27 protein-coding genes are annotated in these 18,953 nt (G+C 54.0%); 16 read left to right on the top strand and 11 right to left on the bottom strand.

The annotated features are described in order from the left end of the window. The first annotated feature begins 26 nt into the window (after positions 1 to 26). The 8 genes from C7120_RS01630 to C7120_RS01660 are packed head-to-tail and all read left to right on the top strand — an operon-like array spanning position 27 to position 2,896. Positions 27 to 239, top strand: a complete 213-nt coding sequence (locus tag C7120_RS01630) for a hypothetical protein (RefSeq protein ID WP_107620100.1) — start codon at positions 27 to 29, stop codon at positions 237 to 239. Next, positions 236 to 697 carry a hypothetical protein gene (locus tag C7120_RS01635; protein WP_107620101.1) on the top strand — a complete coding sequence of 154 codons (462 nt, stop codon included), beginning with the start codon at positions 236 to 238 and terminating at the stop codon, positions 695 to 697. The genes C7120_RS01630 and C7120_RS01635 overlap by 4 nt, the downstream gene beginning before the upstream one ends. 5 nt (positions 698 to 702) lie before the next feature. Further along, positions 703 to 858: a hypothetical protein gene (locus C7120_RS13860; RefSeq protein WP_158267336.1), complete on the top strand. Its 156-nt coding sequence runs from the start codon at positions 703 to 705 to the stop codon at positions 856 to 858. A 22-nt stretch (positions 859 to 880) separates the two neighbouring features. Beyond that, complete coding sequence (locus tag C7120_RS01640; RefSeq protein ID WP_107620102.1) at positions 881 to 1,447, top strand: host-nuclease inhibitor Gam family protein; 567 nt, start codon at positions 881 to 883, stop codon at positions 1,445 to 1,447. Beyond that, entirely contained in the window at positions 1,444 to 1,635 is a 192-nt protein-coding gene (locus C7120_RS01645; RefSeq protein WP_107620103.1) for a molecular chaperone DnaJ, read from the top strand. The genes C7120_RS01640 and C7120_RS01645 overlap by 4 nt, the downstream gene beginning before the upstream one ends. Next, positions 1,604 to 1,912: a hypothetical protein gene (locus C7120_RS01650; RefSeq protein ID WP_233246997.1), complete on the top strand. Its 309-nt coding sequence runs from the start codon at positions 1,604 to 1,606 to the stop codon at positions 1,910 to 1,912. Before C7120_RS01645 ends, C7120_RS01650 begins: the two co-directional genes overlap by 32 nt. Before the next feature lie 13 nt (positions 1,913 to 1,925). Continuing rightward, positions 1,926 to 2,495, top strand: a complete 570-nt coding sequence (locus tag C7120_RS01655) for a phage virion morphogenesis protein (RefSeq protein ID WP_369916828.1) — start codon at positions 1,926 to 1,928, stop codon at positions 2,493 to 2,495. Next, positions 2,492 to 2,896 (top strand): hypothetical protein, encoded by a 405-nt coding sequence (locus C7120_RS01660; RefSeq protein WP_107620105.1) that lies wholly within the window; start codon positions 2,492 to 2,494, stop codon positions 2,894 to 2,896. Before C7120_RS01655 ends, C7120_RS01660 begins: the two co-directional genes overlap by 4 nt. A gap of 84 nt (positions 2,897 to 2,980) precedes the next feature. On the opposite strand, the gene C7120_RS01665 is transcribed toward C7120_RS01660, so the two are convergent. The 10 genes from C7120_RS01665 to C7120_RS01710 form a co-directional block, all read right to left on the bottom strand. Then, the gene (locus C7120_RS01665; protein WP_107620106.1) at positions 2,981 to 3,820 is read right to left on the bottom strand and encodes a DNA adenine methylase; all 840 of its coding nucleotides are present in this window, start codon (positions 3,818 to 3,820) and stop codon (positions 2,981 to 2,983) included. Then, a complete protein-coding gene (locus C7120_RS01670; RefSeq protein WP_107620107.1) occupies positions 3,817 to 4,455 on the bottom strand; it encodes a thymidylate synthase in 639 nt (212 codons plus the stop codon). The genes C7120_RS01665 and C7120_RS01670 overlap by 4 nt, the downstream gene beginning before the upstream one ends. A 69-nt stretch (positions 4,456 to 4,524) precedes the next feature. Further along, positions 4,525 to 4,767: a hypothetical protein gene (locus C7120_RS01675; protein WP_107621343.1), complete on the bottom strand. Its 243-nt coding sequence runs from the start codon at positions 4,765 to 4,767 to the stop codon at positions 4,525 to 4,527. A gap of 192 nt (positions 4,768 to 4,959) precedes the next feature. Beyond that, complete coding sequence (locus C7120_RS01680; protein WP_107620108.1) at positions 4,960 to 5,187, bottom strand: hypothetical protein; 228 nt, start codon at positions 5,185 to 5,187, stop codon at positions 4,960 to 4,962. Between the two features lie 96 nt (positions 5,188 to 5,283). Then, positions 5,284 to 6,579, bottom strand: coding sequence for a phage minor head protein (locus C7120_RS14105; RefSeq protein ID WP_233247060.1), 1,296 nt, complete (start codon positions 6,577 to 6,579; stop codon positions 5,284 to 5,286). 128 nt (positions 6,580 to 6,707) lie between these two features. Then, positions 6,708 to 8,054 carry a DUF935 family protein gene (locus tag C7120_RS01690; RefSeq protein WP_107620109.1) on the bottom strand — a complete coding sequence of 449 codons (1,347 nt, stop codon included), beginning with the start codon at positions 8,052 to 8,054 and terminating at the stop codon, positions 6,708 to 6,710. Further along, a complete protein-coding gene (locus C7120_RS01695) occupies positions 8,054 to 8,473 on the bottom strand; it encodes a phage protein Gp36 family protein (RefSeq protein WP_107620110.1) in 420 nt (139 codons plus the stop codon). The genes C7120_RS01690 and C7120_RS01695 overlap by 1 nt, the downstream gene beginning before the upstream one ends. A 13-nt stretch (positions 8,474 to 8,486) precedes the next feature. Then, positions 8,487 to 8,717 carry a hypothetical protein gene (locus C7120_RS01700; protein ID WP_107620111.1) on the bottom strand — a complete coding sequence of 77 codons (231 nt, stop codon included), beginning with the start codon at positions 8,715 to 8,717 and terminating at the stop codon, positions 8,487 to 8,489. A 1-nt stretch (position 8,718) separates the two neighbouring features. After that, positions 8,719 to 10,278, bottom strand: coding sequence for a hypothetical protein (locus C7120_RS01705; RefSeq protein WP_107620112.1), 1,560 nt, complete (start codon positions 10,276 to 10,278; stop codon positions 8,719 to 8,721). 7 nt (positions 10,279 to 10,285) lie between these two features. After that, positions 10,286 to 10,822: a DUF1804 family protein gene (locus C7120_RS01710; protein ID WP_107620113.1), complete on the bottom strand. Its 537-nt coding sequence runs from the start codon at positions 10,820 to 10,822 to the stop codon at positions 10,286 to 10,288. A gap of 158 nt (positions 10,823 to 10,980) precedes the next feature. Here C7120_RS01710 and C7120_RS01715 point away from each other — a divergent pair, with 158 nt between their 5' ends. From C7120_RS01715 to C7120_RS01745, 7 genes are all read left to right on the top strand, one after another. After that, positions 10,981 to 11,922, top strand: a complete 942-nt coding sequence (locus tag C7120_RS01715) for an HK97 family phage prohead protease (RefSeq protein WP_107620114.1) — start codon at positions 10,981 to 10,983, stop codon at positions 11,920 to 11,922. Positions 11,923 to 11,963: 41 nt separating this feature from the next. Continuing rightward, complete coding sequence (locus C7120_RS01720; RefSeq protein ID WP_107621344.1) at positions 11,964 to 13,004, top strand: hypothetical protein; 1,041 nt, start codon at positions 11,964 to 11,966, stop codon at positions 13,002 to 13,004. Further along, a complete protein-coding gene (locus C7120_RS01725; protein ID WP_107620115.1) occupies positions 13,004 to 13,468 on the top strand; it encodes an N-acetylmuramoyl-L-alanine amidase in 465 nt (154 codons plus the stop codon). Before C7120_RS01720 ends, C7120_RS01725 begins: the two co-directional genes overlap by 1 nt. A gap of 23 nt (positions 13,469 to 13,491) precedes the next feature. Then, positions 13,492 to 14,064 (top strand): hypothetical protein, encoded by a 573-nt coding sequence (locus tag C7120_RS01730; RefSeq protein ID WP_107620116.1) that lies wholly within the window; start codon positions 13,492 to 13,494, stop codon positions 14,062 to 14,064. A gap of 201 nt (positions 14,065 to 14,265) precedes the next feature. Then, entirely contained in the window at positions 14,266 to 14,733 is a 468-nt protein-coding gene (locus C7120_RS01735) for a phage tail tube protein (protein ID WP_107620117.1), read from the top strand. A gap of 3 nt (positions 14,734 to 14,736) precedes the next feature. Then, a complete protein-coding gene (locus C7120_RS01740; protein WP_107620118.1) occupies positions 14,737 to 15,027 on the top strand; it encodes a hypothetical protein in 291 nt (96 codons plus the stop codon). A 50-nt stretch (positions 15,028 to 15,077) separates the two neighbouring features. After that, entirely contained in the window at positions 15,078 to 15,350 is a 273-nt protein-coding gene (locus C7120_RS01745) for a hypothetical protein (protein WP_146154186.1), read from the top strand. Between the two features lie 2 nt (positions 15,351 to 15,352). Here C7120_RS01745 and C7120_RS13865 read toward each other — a convergent pair whose 3' ends face one another. Beyond that, positions 15,353 to 15,502, bottom strand: coding sequence for a hypothetical protein (locus C7120_RS13865; protein WP_158267337.1), 150 nt, complete (start codon positions 15,500 to 15,502; stop codon positions 15,353 to 15,355). Positions 15,503 to 15,549: 47 nt separating this feature from the next. Here C7120_RS13865 and C7120_RS01750 point away from each other — a divergent pair, with 47 nt between their 5' ends. Then, complete coding sequence (locus C7120_RS01750) at positions 15,550 to 18,951, top strand: hypothetical protein (RefSeq protein ID WP_107620120.1); 3,402 nt, start codon at positions 15,550 to 15,552, stop codon at positions 18,949 to 18,951. Positions 18,952 to 18,953 lie beyond the last annotated feature (2 nt).

Consider the following 18,953-nt stretch of genomic DNA (forward strand, 5'->3'; position numbering starts at 1 on the left):
AATGTTTAATTTCAAAATCAATAATTATGAAAACGACAAAGATTAACGAGAAAATCGAGAATGTACTGACACCCCGATGGTGGAACCCGCTGTCATGGATTGTAACGGGGCTTGCGCCTGTATTAGGGATTGTGGTCGGCATAGTATCAGGCTGCCTTGTAGGGCTGCTCGTAGGCTTCCAGAAAGGACTGGAGCTGTCAAACAGCAACATGGAAAAAATCCTCAAAGAGCTGTCATGAGTACCATTCGCAACTACCACCACTTCTTCGCCCTGCTGAAGCAGCTGCCCGGTGCAGACAAGGAGACGCTTGTGGCGAGCTTCACGGACGGGCGGACGACCCATCTGCACGAGATGGCCGCAAGGGAGTATGACGCGATGTGCGCCTCTCTGGAGGATCAGACGGGGTGGAAGGTTCAGGTGAGGAAGAAACGCAGCCTGTGTCTGAAGCTGATGCAACAGGCGGGCATTGACACTACGGACTGGCAGCATGTCAATGAGTTCTGCCGCCACCCGAAGATTGCGGGAAAGGCATTTGCCCGTCTGTCCCTGGCAGACATGGACACCCTGCAGACGAAACTGCGGGCCATCCTGCGCAAAGGCGGGTTACGGAAAACTCCGGTAATGCCACAGCCCACCGAACAGAGAAGCAGCGCAACCGTGATAGTTTTTCCAATGCATAATCTTGCAGAAAGTTAGACAAAATGACATCAAGAGAATTTGTAAAACGCTCTATGGAGCGCATTCGGGAACTCGGTAAGGACATGAGCAATGAGGATTACAGCACCTGCCTTGAGCAACTTGCCTATGAACTTGAAACCGAACGGCAGGTGTTAACCAGTAAGGGAAAATTTATTTGACAACCTATAAAAAGAAAAGACAATGGCAACAAGAAAGAAGAAAGTGATTATTACGGGCGTGAGTAGAGAAGCCGCCGATGACGCGTTTGCAATCTATGCTAAAAGCGACGCACAGGTACAGAAAATCAATGCGGACATCGAACTGCAGTGCGCTAAGATCCGTGAGAAGTACGCTGACAAGTTGGCGACCCTCACCGAGGAGAAGGACAAGGCGTTCGATACCCTGCAGGCTTTTGCCACGGAGAACCAAGCCGAGTTGTTCTCCAAAAAGAAAAGCCTCGACATGGCCCATGGCACCATCGGCTTCCGCACCGGAACACCGAAGCTGAAGACGCTGAAAGGCTTTACCTGGGCAAGCGCATTGCAGCTGGCGAAGAAGTTCCTACCGTCCAACTACATCCGTCAGACAGAGGATATTGCGAAAGATAGGCTGCTGGCCGACCGTGACCTTGAGGAAATTGCCGTCTATGACACTCCGACGGGCGACCTCCGTATGGTCACGATGCGAGAGGCTATGTCCGTATGCGGTATCCAAGTGGTGCAGGACGAGGCATTCTATGTAGAACCCAAGAAGGAGGAGACTGCATGAAGCACCAAGTAACGAAAGCACCGAAAGTAGCCCTGTGCCACAAGTGCGTCGGCACGGGCTTCTACCGGCAGATATTGACAGACGGCACTTTCTCTGCTGAACGGTGTCCCCAGTGTGAGGGAAGCGGCAGGGTTATGGTGAGTGCCGTGATAGAGTATGACATCCGTCCATACAGGGCGGAGAAGTAAGCAGGCAAGAACAAACCAGTCAACAATGAAAGTCGATAACGAGAAAAGGAAGGGCGTGAGCTACCTGAAGCGAGTGGCGGATGTGAACAGAATCTACCAGGAATGGGCGAAGACCGGGCTGAGCAACCGGGAAATCTGGCGGCGGTACATCTACCCGGTGTACGGAATCAGCGAGCGCACGCTGTATAACATGCTGAAAGTCGATGTGACGGCGCGGAAGGACAACGCCGCCTCGCCCCGGCCGCTTTTGCTGTTCGACTTTGACGATAATGCATAACATACAATTCATAATGCACGATTCACAAATGGAGGATGGACTAAAGACGGTGATAGGCAGGATCCTGAAGGATATCAGGATAGACCTGAGTGATGAGTTTGACAAGAACTTCGAGCGGCAGGGCTTTTTCTCGGAGGATTGGGCGAGGCGTAAAAGCCCGTTGCGACCAGGCGGCTCAATCCTCATCGATACCGGAGGCCTACGGCGCAGCGTTCAGAGCAAGAGTACGGACGAAAGCATTGCCTTCTACTCATCGCACCCTGCTGCGGCCATCCATAATGAGGGTGGAGAAATCAAGGTTACCCGGAGGATGAAGGCCTACTTCTGGTACAAGTATTATGAGGCGACAGGCTCGTTCAGTCGCAAGAAGAACGGGGAACGAAGGCAGGATAAACGCACGGTACAGCTGAGCACGGAGGCTGAGTTCTGGAAACTGCTTGCCCTGATGAAAGTCGGCAGCAGTATCAAGATACCCAAGCGACAGTTCCTCGGCACTGCGCCCGAAGTGGAGAAAACGGTAACCGAAATCATAGAGGAGAATCTGATCGAGTATTTTAACCATTTAGACATCAAGCAGAAATGAGAAAGGAATTATACAACGCCATCAAGGAGAAACTGAATGCGAACGTGCCCGAAGTGGCGCACATCGACCTGTGGAACCACAACGTGGAGTTCATCGAGCAGGAGGATAACTGGGAACGCCCAGCCGTGTTCGTGGAGATAGCCCCCATCAACTGCTCACCGTTCCAAGGCAGGGGACATCGTGGCAAGGGACTGGTGCGCCTGCACATCGTTACAGACTGGATCGAGGGCGGTCAGGACGCAGCTTGGGACCTGAGCTATAAAATACATTCTACCCTCGAGGGACTGGACGGTGAGTGTTTCAATGGAATGACACTCGTCGCAATAGACACCAATCACAACCATGAGGACATATTGGAGAGCATAGACAGCTACGAGGTGCGCTACCTGATGACGGAATAAACGCCCCGTGTCGCAACAAAGAAGCCCCGACGGACAATTTGCCGTCGGGGCTTTTTCGTGCGCACAGGTTGGAAATAAACGCGATCAGACAGCCTCCTTCTTGAACAGCATCATGTCTGTGTACGAGGCGTTGTAGTTCATGTGCGCATTGAACTCAACCTTGGCGGCATTCTCAAACGGATTGCCGAGGGACCGGTTACGCCCAAGCCATTCGCACAGTTCGAGGATGGAGGACTTGTTGGAGGTAAAATAGACAAAGGAATGACCTGCAAGGACATTCAGCACGTCCAGATAACCAGACATTCTCCAGTACATATTGTAGGTGCCTACCTCCGTGGAAAGATAAGGAGGGTCCACGAGGAACACCACGCCCGGTGTGTCCTTGTATCGGTTAAATAGTTCCTTGTAGTCGCAGGAGGTTATCTCAAGCCCGTCGAGATAGTCCGGGCAGGTTGGGTAGTCACTCTTCCTGATGCTGTTGTAAAGGGTTTCCTTTCGCATTTCAGGCACACTCAACTTGTATTTCATTGAGAACATAATCGATGAGGACAGCGTAATGAAATCGACATACTCGACTGTTCTCTCCTCCTGCTCGATACGGGCGAAGATACGCTTCCTCAACTCGCCGGTGATGGGCTTGTTGCGTGGCACTTTGTCTGCCACGATGTCGCGCAGGTCGGCTATCAGCCTGTTGGTCTGTGGAATGTGCTGCAGTCGGCAGCGATAGTTGTCGAAATCATTGTAAACCACTGTCGATTCAAGTTTGGTACGCTTGGCAATGTGCGAGAGCAGTCCGGAACCTCCGAACAAATCCACGAATACGGTGTCGGCAGGAAATTGCGACAAAACCTTTATAAACTCCTTGACGAACATTCTTTTCTGTCCTACGAAAGGCAGCGGAGCGGACTTATACATACGGCTCATACATTCAAAGCGAATTTAATGTTCTCATTCCCGGCAAGGAGCTGTTCCGTCCGGCTGATGTTGTTCTCGTAAATGTGTACATTGCCGATGTTGAGGGTGATAGACTTCAGCGGCAGTTCTATCTGTCTTGCCATAAGGTAGAGGTGATAGATGTCGGCAGGCAGACCAAGGTTTGCATCGCTGCTGCGCTGGTAGGCGGTGAGCACGAGTTCCCCTCGCTCAATCTGGAACTGTACGAGGCTGAGACAGGGAGCCTGATTGCTCTCCGCATCTGTCGAGCCGAGAAATAGCACGTAGTTCTTGCTGCTGCGCTTTTCACGATTGATTTTGGCAATCAGTGGTGGAAGTTTCTCCAGATAGGTGGGATAGCTGTTCACAAGAACAGGGCCGCAGTAGTCCCACCAGTTGATACCAGCTTCCCTGTATTTCTCAACGTTTCGCTCCCCCTGCATAAAGAGGCGGAGTTCGTTCTTCAGTTTCTTTCGGGCGATGCCGTGGCTCTCGAAGATGTCGAGCAGGTCGCCGGGATTGAGTGTCAGCTGTTCATTGAGAAGGTAGCGGATGGTTCCCTTCTTGTTGTCCTGTGTCTTCCCTGACACGAGGATTCTTTGTAGAATTTGGTAATACTTGTTCATATTTTGTCTTTTTGCTTGTCGCCACAAAGATACCCATGCCGGCATAGACGAAAGAACAAAGCCGGCAAATCACACTGCAGAGGGAGTGCAGTCGGTTTGGAAATGCTTGATAAGTCCGTACACTTTCCGTTCGCTCACGGAATACTTGTCAGAAAGCACAGCCACGATATAGGATACTTTTTCGCCTTGCTCAAGCAGTGTGGTATAATCGCCATACAAGTCCACAAACTCTTCATCTTCCAAGCGTATCCCTGCCATTCTCAGCCTTTTTATCAGTTCCCTGTTAAATTTCAAGACCTCTATTATCTTCATCTTCATAAAATTTTGTATCTTTGCAATATCTCACTTACATAAACTCAAAAAAGAAGTACCGCGGCAAGGGTCTTGGCCCCCGGTCGTGCGGTACTTCGTATTGCGTTAATATGTAGGTGAGATGACTATTAACAGGCCGGGGGCTTTTCATATCCCTCCCCCGAAGGGCACATTAACAAATAGCATTCAGGTTTAGGACCAGACAAGCATGGCGAGGATACCCCCGCCTGCCATGAGCAGCCAGTCCGTCCAGTCATAGGCATTAGCGTACATCTTGTCCTTGGCTTCAAGACAGGTTGCGGCGATAATAGCCGAATAGAGTGCCGCCCATGGCGAGCAGGCGAGCAATCCGACCCCAAAACCACCAATGAGATGCTTGTAGCGGTTTGATTTTTTGAGAAATTCGATAATTTTCTTCATAATTCTTTGGATTTTAAGAAATAATGTCTATATTTGCAGTGACGATTCCGTAGCTAATGACTACCGATTCGTCGCATACGGGCAGTAACTTTCAAGTTATTGCCTGTCTTTTTTATATAGCAGCCTCAGTTTTTCTCCTTCGGCAACCCATACTTCTTTTATATCCTTTCCTTGTCTGATATGCCCATAGATACTTCTTATCATATAACCGTCAGTCAGGTCAGGACGGTCTATGATTATTCGGTTGGATTGCTTGAGACCGTGTGTTACCATATTCCTAAAAGCCCTCTTAGGATTATCCGTGGCGAAGCCTTCGTGCTCGTACCATTTGCCATCGATGAGCAGATCAGGGCACTTTCCCTCATACTTGGTTCCCATGAGCGAATGGTAGATATTCTGGTAGACGAACTTCTGCGGTCGGGACATCCTGGGCGTAAGCCTTACTTGCTTGCCCTGCCTGGCAAAGAAATCTGCCACTTGCATCAGTTTCTCATAGTCGCTATCGGCAGGATTTACCAACTGATGTACCTGCACCTTGCCTTCGTTAGGATATTGCTTCTTGGTCTGGAACCTCTGGCTCTCGCACTTGCGGACGAGCTTGCATGCTGCGCACAGCTCATTCTCAGGAATGAAGGCGAGAACCTCACCCCGTCCCTCTCCCAAGGCGAGGGTGGATTTTCCCTTTGCCAAGTCGCAGTCGTTGCACCGGCGTATGGTATAGGGATTGTAGTCAGGTACGGTTTTCTGCTGCTTCCCGGCATTGAAGCGGAAGAGTCCCTTCGTGTCGCTCTGTAGGGCTTCCTCGCCACGAGCCGTTGCCTCGTCCTGAGGCGTAACCGGATACTTGGACTTGCGTACCTGTACGACGGTGCATCGACAGCCCCATCCGTTTGGAGGATAGTAGGACTCCCAGAACGGGTCGGACATAGGCAGGGTTACGCCATTGAGGGCGGCGTGTTCCGGACGTACCTTGTCGTCGCCCGCCGTACGGTATTGCAGGTTGTAGCGGTCGCCATCCTCTGCAAAGCCCTCCCATTTGGCAGCCATTTCTGCAGATGCCTGTACGAAGTTGTACTCCGCCCGGAGATAATTGATATTGTAGGTTTCATCTATTTTCCGGACATCATTCAAAAAGCGTTCAAACGGCTTTCGATTACCGTTCTCATCGAGCAGCGAGGGGAACGCCTCGTTGAGTTCATGGAAAGTCTTGATGCCGGAGAATATGTAGTCGGACCTCTCCAGCCTACGGCGCATGCCCTCTGATATTTTTACCTGTCTGAAAGAAGTATCTAAAACGGAGGCATGTGTCTCGATGAAGTCCTGCGCCTCATCGGAGGCGAGGATATCGATATTGAGCGTGGCACCCTTCTGCCTGAAAAGGGCGGACATCATACCGTTAAAAGCCTTGGTCAGTTTGGCTTGGACCGCATCCTCGGTTCCCTTGTCAAGCGTCAGCGTGTGGTGGGCAGACTGGAGGATTTCCCCATACCGGCTGTGCAGCCCCACGTAGTCAGTGGGGCTCAGTCGAAAAAAGGGCGTACATTTTTTTGCTGCCTGCTTTTACCAGGGTCTTTGTTGCCCGGCTCAATGCCTTTCTTGTCGTCAGGGTTCCCTTGCGGTTCCATCATAGGCATGTTGTTTCGGCGTTCCCCCACAGGCATGGAGTACTTTTCCGCAAAATAAGCAGGGTCGACCTCGTAGCGGTCTGCGATCATGGTCTCGTAAGCCACCTGCTGCTCAGGCGTGTAGTCGACAGAATAGTCCCAGTCGAAACGCAGTCCGCCGAGCGGGAACCCGTGTGCCACCATGCGGGGCAGCAGCTGATTGTTGACGGTGTCGCGGAGCATGTCGGCATCCTCCTCGACGAGATTCTGGAAGACCTTCAGGTGGGTCTGGCTCTGTGAGAGACTGCTGCCGTCCTCAATGGTCATGGTCTGTCCGACGACAATCTTCGACAGTTCGGAGTTGGCCCGGTCTACGCGCTGGTCATAGACATTGTAAGCGTCGCCTCGCGTGGACTCGACAAACTCCAGTTCGGTGTCGAGCGGCATGACTGCCGTCTGCGAGGCCCCCGCCTCGACGAGCATACGGTTGAGCCGTTCTATCTCCCTGGTGTCGCGGGACGCCGTCTTGGCAATACGCATGGGCATGCCGAAAATCTCGCCGAAGGAGTCCCAGAAGGCAAGCATGTTCTTCTTGGGAATAGTATGCGGCGCGGTCTTGAGGAAGAGTCCGAGGTCGTCGGGACGACCAGCCTCAATGAGCCAGTCAGAGAATGGCGGCTCATGGTAATCCACACCTGCCCTCCAGTCGTCTCCGAGCTGGACCACTACCCGCCCGAACTCCGGAATGACATGCTTTCTCGGAATAAGGCGCACGCCACTGTAGCAACGCCTTCCGTCTCCGTCCTGCACGATGTCGCCCAACTCTATGAGGGAATGTCCCCAATAGACCGAATCCAGCACGAGGCGACAGAGCTGCTTGAACCAAGCCTGGTCGAAAAAGCACAGTGCCTCGTCGTCCTCTTTCCCCGCAGCGTCCACGAGCTTGAACGACTTGGCCATGACGAAACCCTCGCGCTGGCGGACGCATCCGGAGAGATGCCCGTCCGCTTCCGTATCACGGTAGATGTCGTAGAGTCGCTGCCGGTTCGGGTTCTCGACATTGATGGCCATTTGCCATGCCCCACGCCAATCTGCAATATCCTTGCGTGTAAGCGCGTCGGTTGTCTGCCGCAAAGCCATGACAACATGCCTCACGCGTTTTCTGTCATCCTCCTTTGCGAGATTGAAACTGCCATAGGGGGTGTGAAGTACATCCGTGTCTGAGCGTCCTGTCAGACCGCTGAAAAATCTCTTTATATCCATTACCAGTTATGTCTTAAAGGTTTCTGTGAGTGAAAGACGACCCCGATACCGGACGGCTCCCCTGCCGCATCAACAGCCACAGGCAGGTCCGGCACAATTTTCCCGGCCCGTACGCCTTCCAGCCATTTCACGGCACGCTCATAGCGTTCCTTCCGTATCTCGCTGCCCATCTTCTGGGGCATGGCCGACACCATGTGATAGAGTGCTATGTCGCAGGTATACATGACGATGAGCTTGTTGCGCTCGTCTCCCTCGGCGGCGAATACAGCCTTACAGTCGTACACTGGTCGGAGATAGCTTGAGATTTCCTCCTGTGCCTCGCTCTCAGCATGGGCACGGTTCTCGGCAGAGGTCTGTGATACGGTCTTCAGGGCTGCCTCACCGATGACCACCCTGTAATCCTCGTCTGTAATGAACATCTGGCACCTCCTTTTATACCGTTACATACAATGCGTGCTTCTCTATGTCCGATACCTTGACCCCCTTGCGAAAACGATGGGTGCGCACGAGGTGGCGAATATTCTGCTTGGGCACGATCTTGAGATTGCCTCCCATACTAAGCACATAATACTTCATTCCGAACAAGGCCGAGAGTTTTTTTGCCTTACGGACTGCACGCTTGTATTTCCAAGCGAAAATGATGTCTTTTATCAGTTTTATCATACTACCATGAATTTTTGGCGGTCGGTCTTTTTCCGAACACCGGTTGAAAACTTTCCTGTCTTGCATTGCGCTGCAGGATCCATATTGCACCCTCGTCAGCGTCCGGTGCATCGTCATGCACACGGCTGCCACGCTCGAGTGCCAGTGTCTGCTCTATTCCCACCTGCATGTCGGGCGAGTCCTTGAGCTTCTCGTTGTAGTAAACGTAGCCACGTTCCCACAGTGGACTGACAGCTTCTATACGCTGTATTTTCTCAGGCTTCTTGCGTTTGTCGGGCATAATGGGTAACTGGTATCCGCGCAGGTTACCCTCCACGGCGAACTCGTCCAGAATGACGTCCTGCATGAAGTTCGCCTCCATAAAGAAGAGTATGGCCACTTTGTCCCTCGTCCGTTCGTAGAGGTCATAGAGCCATCGTACCATACCTCCGACCGTGTCCTGCCGTACATAGCAGTCAATGAGATGAAGTTCATTGCCAATCTTGCCCCACAGCCGGGAAGCCTTGTAGTCGTTGGACGTGGTAGATTTGAAAGAAGGGTCTGTATAACACACGAGCATATCATACTTTCTGAGCGACGGCATAGGCTTGTACCTTATCCAATCAGCACGGAAGATGGTACCATCCACAATAGGGTTGTGCATCATCTCTTTTTCCCATGCGCGATAACCCACGAATTCCCTATATTCCTGCGCATCTTCTTTTGTCCATTTTTCCTTCCATACCGGCTCACCGTTCTTGTCTATAGCCTGAACCTTTGAGACAAACACGCCACGCGTGGCTGCGATATTGGCCAGTACGGAGGTCTTTGATATGAGGTTGCCCACCATAAGGAAACGTCCTCGTCCCACGTCGAGCGCACCGAATAGTGCCTCTTTCACCCAGTCGGTGAGGTCGTGTACACGCTTCTCGTTACGGCAGAGCTCGTCATCGTCAAGGTCATCGATGACGATGTAGTCGGGACGAGCCTCGCGCTCACGCAGTCCACGCGGCGACTGGCCACGGCCCACGGCGAGGAACTTCACGCCGGAGGCTGTCTTGAACTCACCTGCCGTCCACAGTCCGAGGTTCTTTTGCAGTCCGAAGTCAGCGATGATGCGCTGATTATATTCCAGTTCTGCCTGAATATCTCCGAGCAACCGGTTTGCGCTGTCCTGCGACTTGCCTACCACAACCATGAAATTGATGAGCCGTTTGGGGTGCAGCATCAACCAGAGCGGCATAAAGATGTCGAAGTGCGTGGACTTGGCATGACCGCGCGGCCACATGAAGACCGCTTTCAGGTTCGACGTTTCCATGACCTTGCGTGCAGCCTGATTGTGGAACGGAGCGTTGTGTACCGTTCGGATAACTTCACCTGTTGTCTTGTCGCGCAGGGTAAGGAAATGCGGGAAGTAATATTCGCAAAAGGCGGCATAGTTGGATAGCAGCCTTTCCTTACGCCTGTCCTTCTGTTCAGGCGTTTCGTTGGCAAGTGCCGTGGTGTCCGTGATGGACTGGATGCGCTTGCAATGCTCCTTCCACTGTTCGAATGCCAGTTTCTTTTCTGCTGCCGTTGCCATACGCTTTCTACTTTATCCCCATCTGCTCGGTGAGGTACATGTCCTGAAACTTGTTGATGGTCTTGATGAGCTCCGGCGTTACGGTCGGGTCGATGGTGGCACGGTATTCCAGCCATTTGGAGAATGCCATGAAGACCTCTATAGCATCCACGACATTTGCCTTTTTGTCGAGCTTCTCGATAACGGAGGACAGTTTGGCGAGCTTGTCGCCCAGCCCTGCTATGAGTGAGGGATCTTCCGATTCGTTCACCTCGGTAATGAGCTTGTCGATGGTGAGCAACAGTTTGTTGACCAGTTCGGGCCGTGTCACATTCTTTGCCGCCCTCGCCTCTTTCCACCCTTCCGCATTGCACCACTTGGATATGGTAACCCTTGACACATCCACTTTCTCTGCTATCTCGTTCTGCTCCATTCCTGCAAGGTAGAGAGAGCGTGCCAGTGATTTTTTCTTTTCCGTTTGCTGTCGCGAACAACTTCTGCGCTCGGAAGATCCGGAACTCGTTCCTCCCTTCTCTCGCTTATCCGTACTTTCTGCTTTGACCATTTTTCTATAGTTTGATACTGCAAAATTGGGTTATTTCCATGAAAGAAAAAAATAACCACGAAAGCGGTTCGGTATATACCGAAAGTGTTTCGCTGTTATTTGGAAATCATGGATTTATGGCGTAATATTGCAGTCGAAAAAGTAAATGCAACACGAAAATGGGAAAGCGAGTAAGAATATCAAATGACAGCCTGAACAGCTACGGGTTCAGGGTTTTGACCTCAGGCATGGATGTAAGCCAGTATGGTCGCAATCCCGTGCTGCTCTACATGCACGAACGTGGCAATGTGATAGGCTATGTGAAAGACCTGAAGGTCGAGAACAACGAGGTTACGGGTGAACTGATGTTCGACCGGGCCTCGGAAATAAGCGAGCGTTGCGAGAAGCAGTTCGAGTTCGGAAGCCTCCGGATGGTGAGTGCCGGGCTGGAGATACTGGCCACAAGCGAAGAGCCTGACCAGCTGGTGACAGGCCAGACCCGGCCAACGATTACGAGGAGCAGGCTCTTCGAGGTCAGCGTGGCCGACATAGGCGCCAACGACGATGCCCTCGTGCTACGCAAGGACGGAAAGACGATAACCCTTGGCAGGGACGGTGATTGTCCGCTGCCTTTACTGAACAATAACAACAATAAAACGACAAATGAAATGGAAAACAAGACCATTGCCCTGCAACTGGGGCTTCCGGAAACGGCGACAGACGCGGAGATCAGCGCCCGGCTCACGGAGCTGAAGACTGCGAAAGAGGAGAACGCTACCCTGCAGCAAGAGAAAGAGAAACTGACCCAGGCCGGCATCACGGAGCTCGTTGCCCGTGCCGTCGCCGAGAAGCGGCTTGATGAAAAGGACAAGGATCAGTTCGTGGAACTGGGCAAGAAGATCGGTGTGGAGGAACTGGAGAAGACACTGAAGGCGATGCATCCTGCGGTGAAGCTGTCTTCCGTGCTGGGACATCAGGGCGGCGCTCCCACCGGAGCCACGGGTACATTCACGAAACTGAGTGAGGTGCCGGCTGACCAGATTGCGACCTTGCGCTCGGACAACCCCGAGGAGTACAAGCGCCTGTACAAGGCAGAGTACGGTATTGATTGCGAGATTTGAAAGTAATAACCCTTAAAAAAGAAAAAATGAACAGAATTTTGATGATGTTTGCCGCCCTGCTTTTCAATGCGGTAGCAGGTGCGACATTAGCCCGGACCGTAGGACTATCGCCTATGGCCGGTGTCTTGGGCATGAATGTGGTGGCTGCACTTGCCGGAGCTGTCCCTGACGGCGTGCTGCATGCCGGTGTGTTTACGGAAATATGGACAGGCGAGCTGGTAAAGGCCCTGCGCAGCGGTCTTGAAGGGTCATGGCTTGACGGCGTGCCCGACCAGAGTTCCATCGCGAATAACGATGTCATTCATCTCGTGGATGTAGGCGTGGATCCGGATGTACTGGTGAACAACACGACATATCCGATTCCCCTTCAGGCATTGGAGGATAAGGATATTGCCGTAAAGTTGGATAAATTTCAAACGAAAGTGACGCCTATCACTGACGATGAGTTGTATGCCACCAGCTATGACAAGATGGCCCGTGTGAAGGAAAGCCACGGCAATTCTATAAACGATGCCAAGTTTACAAAGGCTGCCCACGCATTGTGCGCCCAGAAGAACACAGCCAAGACACCCGTACTGACAACGACCGGTGAGCGTGATGTGGAGACAGGCCGTCTGCGCCTGACTCCCAACGACCTTGTGGAGATGAAGCGTGCGCTGGATAAGATGAAGGTGCCATCTGAGAACCGCCGCCTCGTCCTCTGCCCTGACCATGTCAACGACCTGCTGCTTGCCAGCCAGAACTTCCGTGAGCAGTACAACATAGACCGCGTCACCGGCAAGGTAGGCAAGCTGTACGGCTTCGACATCTTTGAATATGCCAACACACCGCTCTATACAAAGGCCGGTGTGAAAAAAGATGTGGGTGCAACAGCTGACAAGGGTGAATTCCAGTGTTCGTTTGCATTCTACACTCCGCGTGTGTTCAAGGCAACGGGCTCGACCAAGATGTATTACAGCGAGGCGTCGACTGACCCGCAGAACCAGCGCAACCTGATTAACTTCCGCCACTACTTCATCGCCATGCCTAAGAAGGCTGATGTAGGCGTGGTAATGGCAAGCGGCTATAAGGAGAATCCATAATGAGCAAGCCGGTGAAGTATCTCGTCATCCATTGCACGGCGACCCCCGAGGGGCGCGAGGTGAGTGCGGCGGACATCCGTCGTTGGCACACCTCGCCGAAGCCAAGGGGGCGGGGCTGGAAGCAGGTCGGGTATACCGACCTCATCCACCTCGACGGCCGCGTGGAGCGCCTCGTAGACAACAACGAGGACGCCTCCGCGGATCCGTGGGAAATAACGAACGGCGCGTCGGGCTACAACGGAGTGAGCCGGCACATCGTATACGCCGGCGGCTGCGACGGGCAGATGAACCCCAAGGATACTCGGACGGCTGCACAGCGTGAGGCCTTAAAACGCTATGTGCGGGATTTCCACGACAGGTTTCCCCGAATATGCATCGTGGGACACCACGACCTGAATCCCGGCAAAGCGTGCCCGAGTTTCGATGTGCGGGCGTGGCTGCGCGAGATAGGCATAAGGCAATAATCCATAATTCATAATTCATAGTAATGGCAGAGATGATACTTCAGTACTTGATGTGGGCGATACCGAGTGGTGGCGTCGGCGCGGCGATAGCGTGGATAGCGAACCGGAAGATTCGCTCGGCAAAAGTGGCCAAGGAGGTGCACGATACCTACAAGACGATGTACGAGGACATCTCATCCCTGCTGGTTGAGACCCAGAAAAAATATGAGGATACAACAGAGAAGATCGAGGAGCTGGGCACGGAGAACGCCCGTACGCGACGCGCCCTCAACCGGCTTAGCCGTGCGATCGAAGCTATTCAGGTATGCCCTTATCGGAGCACTTGTCCTGTCAGCGGCGAGTTGTCGGTCGACGAGAACGGAGACGACGGAAGACCTCACCCTGGCAAGCGTGACGGCGGCAAGCATGACGAGCGTAACCGAGACAAGGCAAACACCCTTGAAGGTGCCGATGTCTTCCGTAAGCCTGATCCTGAACTTGGACAGTCTGCGACAGCTGCCATCCGGCGCGGGCTACACGGCCAGGCACGGCCGGGCGAGCGTGAGAGTAACACGGATCCCCCCAACGGCGACAAAGCCGGGGCATCTGTTGGTTGAAGCCGGATGCGACTCCCTGGAACTGCTCTGTGCGAGCTATGCCAGGACTGTGAGCACGCTGCGACAGCAGTTGGAAGCCGCGTCCGACGCCCACAAGAAAGCGAGTGAGGAGCATTCCCCGTTCGGGCCCCGAAAGGCATTTATCACCTTTATCGCCGGAGTGGTGGCCGGCATAGTAACAACCCTTTTAACAAGAAGAATATGGAAAAAAGTGTTTTAGACGGAACCAATCTGATCCTTAGTGTCGGCGGAAAGGCCTTAGGTTTTTCGACGGGCTGCAAGGTGAGCACGAGCACGGAGACCGGCGAGCGCGTCACGAAAGAAGCGGCGAGCGGCAAGTGGAAGGAGAAGTTCGCGAAGAGCTTCTCGGAGAACATCTCCGCGGACGGCTGCGTGCTGACCGACGGGGACAGTGATACTCCGACCTACGACCAGCTGAAAGAACTGCAGCTGGCAGGACTCCCGGTAGAGGCCTCGTACAACCTGCGCGACGGCGACAAGCGCACGGGCAAGACGACCGGCGGCTACAAGGGAAAGTATATCATCACCTCACTGGAACTTGATGCCCAGGCCGGTGATGACGCCAAGTACAGCGTACAGCTTGAGAACAGCGGCAAGGTGGAGAAGCAGACCAGCGGCCTAAGCACGGCAGCAAAACCAGGAGGATAACCCATGCTGAAAGTCGAGTTGAACGGTAAGGAATATCCCTGCGGTCTCGTGATGGGCGCCCTCCTGCGTTTCAAACGCGAGACGGGGAAAGATGTCAGTCAGATGAAACAGGATGACCTGGAGGATCTGCTGATGCTGATGTGGTGCTGCGTGAAGTGTTCGAGCCAGGCGGAGAACATTGACTTCCCCATGGACTTCGAGACCTTCTGCAACAGCATTACCCCGGCCGTGCTGAACGGCTGGAACGAAAGGATTGGCGAGGCTGCTCAAAAAAAAAGAGCGAAGGGAGCGTAGGCGACTCCGACATTGAGCAGCTGCTCGGCATAGCGACGGGGTGCATGGGGATGAGCCGGAATGACTTTTGCCGATGCACCCCCTCTGAATTCAAGGCGACATGGGACGCCTGGAACGATATGCGGCAGAACCGTGAGCGTGGGGAGTGGGAGCGTCTTCGGATGCAGTGCCTCTGCACCCTCCAGCCCTATACGAGGAAGACCCTTGCCCCGGCGGACATCATGACATTCCCATGGGAGAAGCCCTCTCCTGCGGAGAAGCTGGGAAAGGAGGAAGTCATGCGGAGATACCGCGAGGCGAAAGCCGCAGCAGGACTGGAATGAGGCTATGGTCTGTCCCTGTAGGCAAGAATCCCGATACAGAAAGCGGTGCCTACAACGAAGATGGCAAGACAAAACAGGAATGTAAGTACCGAGGCAGTGGGATGCCCGGTATAGAGGTCATAAAGCGGCTGCAGATTTACATTCATCATCATTGTGCCAATTTGGTTACGCTGCAAATATATAAAATAAAAATGAAACCATGGCAAAAGAGGTCAGTTTTTTAATAAAAATCCGTAATGACGGCGGTGCGAAGCGCGTAACGGCCGACGCGGAGGAGATGGGTCGTGTCATCCGCAGCGTCCAGGACGAGGCGGAGAAGGCAAAGCGGGATGTGCTGACCTGGTCGGAGGCAGCCCAGGCAGTAGACCTGCTCCATGACTCGATTGCAGGGCTGCAGCGCGCATTGACCGAGATGACCGCCGACTACCAGACCTCCGTCGTCGCCCAGACACAGTTGGCGACCATCATGCGGCAGCGGATGGGCAGCACGGAAGAGGAGATACAGAGCATCAGAGACCTTTGTTCCGCCCAACAGGAACTCGGTGTCGTAGAGGACGACATCGCGGCGAGCGGTGCCCAGCAGATGGCCACTTTTTTGAAAGAGAAGCAGAGCCTTGATGTCCTCATCCCCACGATGAACAACCTCATCGCCCAGCAGGACGGACTGAATGCCACGGTACAGGGCGCGGTCGGCATCGGCAACATGATGGGAAAGGCGATGCAAGGACAGACGGAGGTACTGCAGCGTGTGGGCATTACTTTCGATGAGACTCAGAAGCAAGTGCTTCAGTTCGGCACGGAGAGTGAGCGCGCTGCCATGCTTGCCGAGGTCATCACGGCCAATGTGGGCAATATGAACGAGGAACTCGGCAAGACCGACGCGGGCAAGCAGAAGCAGCTGGAGAATACGCTGGGAGATATCAAGGAACAGCTGGGCAGCATGGTGCAGGGTGCAATGCCCTTCGTTACCATTGCCGCCCAGGCAATGATCTGTGTCGTTGGTTGCGTGAGACTGGTGGCAACCCTCAAGGCCTTGTCCGCAGCCTTCAGCCTCACCACGATCAAGGCTGTCGTCCTCGGCATACAGGAGAAGATGGTGGCCGTCGGTCAGAACCTCCTTGCCGCCACCGGATACACGGCAGCGGCAGGGACGGCGGCTCTTACCGTAGCGATGACAGCCCTTGCTGCGGCGATGTCAATGGGCATATCCCTTGCCATCACGGGACTGATAAGTCTTTTCTCCTCCATGGGAGATGAGGCGGAGGACGCGGCACAGGGCGTGGATGTTCTAAAAGAGAGCACAGACGCCTTCAGCAATGCCTCGTCTAACGCGAAGGCGGAGATAGACATGGAGACAAATTCTCTCGCCTCTTTGATCAACAGCCACAAAAACACCTCTAAGAAAATAGACGAGCTTAACAGAAAGTATGGCGAGAGCTTCGGCTACCACCGTACCGCCGCCGAGTGGTACGACACTCTCGTCTCGAAAAGCAAGGCTTATTGCACCCAGATGGGATACGAGGCCCAGGCCAAGGCACTCTCCTCACAGATAGCAGCCAAGCAACTGGAGAAGGAGGGCAGACAGAGCGAGCGTCTCCAGCTCGGACAGCAGTACATGGACAACAATGGGAAGAGCCACTATAACTGGGAGAATAGCGCCGGTGGCAAAGAATACTACGACCAGCTGGGCAGTCAGATCAGCCGTCTGAACGATGACATCGCAGTCCTTCAGCGCCGGTATGATTCCGCCATCCAGCACATGGTGGAAGCCCAGAAAGAACTTGACAAGTCCCGAAAGTCCGTGCACACATCCGGAGACAGCCTGAAGGATGCGACCGCCGAGGAGCTCAAGCGCACGATAGAGCAGGACCAGCAAAGCCTGGAACGCCTTTCGGGCAGCGACGAGGCGGAGCGGCAGCGGCTGAACCGTGAGATTGGAAGGCTCCAGAAAGAAGTGGCCAGACGCGAAGGCGTGAACAAGAAGGAGCAGGGCGTCGTCTCTCCCATCAAAACCAAGGCAAAGACAGATAGACCCGTTATCAATGCCAGGACGCTTGAGGATGTCGGCAAGAACATCTCTTACTACGAGACCCAGCTGAAGAAAACGGACAAGGCCGATACCGACAAGATCAAAAGGCTTGTATCCCTCATCGGCAAATACAAGGAACTGAAAGAAGCCATCGAGAAAGAAATGGCGGCCGCCAGTCGTCCCGCGTCCCTGAACACCTTGCAGGAGATAGACACGGAAATACAGTATCAGCAACAGCTCCGCAGACAGTCTGCTAAGGAGGATCTCGGTCAGATTGATGCCGAGATCAAGCGTTTGAACGATCTTAAAACGGCGCTCGAAGACAGTTCGCACATGGCTATCGGACTTGACCAGATCGACACCTACGAGCAACTGGACGCGGAACTCGCTTTCTATGAAAAGAAGCTGAAGACCGCCTCCGCCGCCGAGCGCGTCGAGATGCAGAAACGAATCACGGCTTTGAAGAAACTGCGTGGCGAGTGGGACGACACACTGGGTGCCCTGGATGCTCCGGCAGCCATTGGCAGCCTGAACTCGATGGAGGAGCTGGACAAGGCCATCAGCTACTATGGCGCCCGCCAACGCGAGGCGACAGGAGATGAGGTAGAGAAGATTCAGCGCACGATCAGTGCCCTGCAGCAGAAGCGAGATGCCCTGACACGGACGACGGAGATTCCTACCATGCAGCAGGAGACGGCAGACCTGTCCGGTCTGCAAGGCAAGCCCCTGCTGATGGAACTGAAGCTGATAGGCCTTGAGGGTATCCGCGAGAAGATTCGCTCGCTGCAGAAGATGCTGGCAGACACACAGAACCCGTTGGGAATGGGGCAGCGCCAGGAGGTGCAGGGACTTATCGACACCTGGACCAGATACGAGAAGACATTGAAGCGGAGCCAGGCAAGCCTCGGCTATGCTTGGAACGGCATGAAAGGCATCGGAAACGGCATAGAAGGGCTTACGGAAATACTGGAAGGCAATGGAAACGCCTGGCAGGCCGTCACGGGCATCGTGGACGGCACCATCCAAATATACGACGGAATGAATGCCGTCATCGGCCTTGTCAACGCACTGACTGGAGCGACACAGATGAACACGGCCGCCACGACTGCGCAGGGAGTGGCGAAAGCGACCGAGGCGACCATCGACACGACGGCCACGGGCGTGGAAGTGGCAAACAGCGCGGCACGCGCCGCGGCCGCCGGCGTGGAGACAACGGCCGATGTTGCCGGTGCTGCCGCCAAGACCATGAAGGCACACGCGAGCATACCATGGGTAGGCATTGCCATCGGAGCTGGCATGGTGGCTGCGCTCGTCGGCATCATGACAGCCCTGCCGAAATTCGCCGACGGCGGCATAGCCTACGGCCCTACGCTCGGCATCTTCGGCGAGTATGCCGGGGCGCGATCGAACCCGGAGGTGGTCGCCCCGCTTGACAAGCTGAAATCAATCATCGGCAGCGAAGAAAACTCCGTCGGCGGAGTGTTCAGGCTGGAGGTCCAGGGGCGGAAACTCGTGGCCGTGTTAGCCAACGAGACACGCACAAACCGTAAGAGAACGAACATAAGACTGTAAAG

Origin of the sequence: Prevotella sp. oral taxon 376 (assembly GCF_003043945.1) — a bacterium.
Classification (GTDB): Bacteria; Bacteroidota; Bacteroidia; order Bacteroidales; family Bacteroidaceae; genus Prevotella.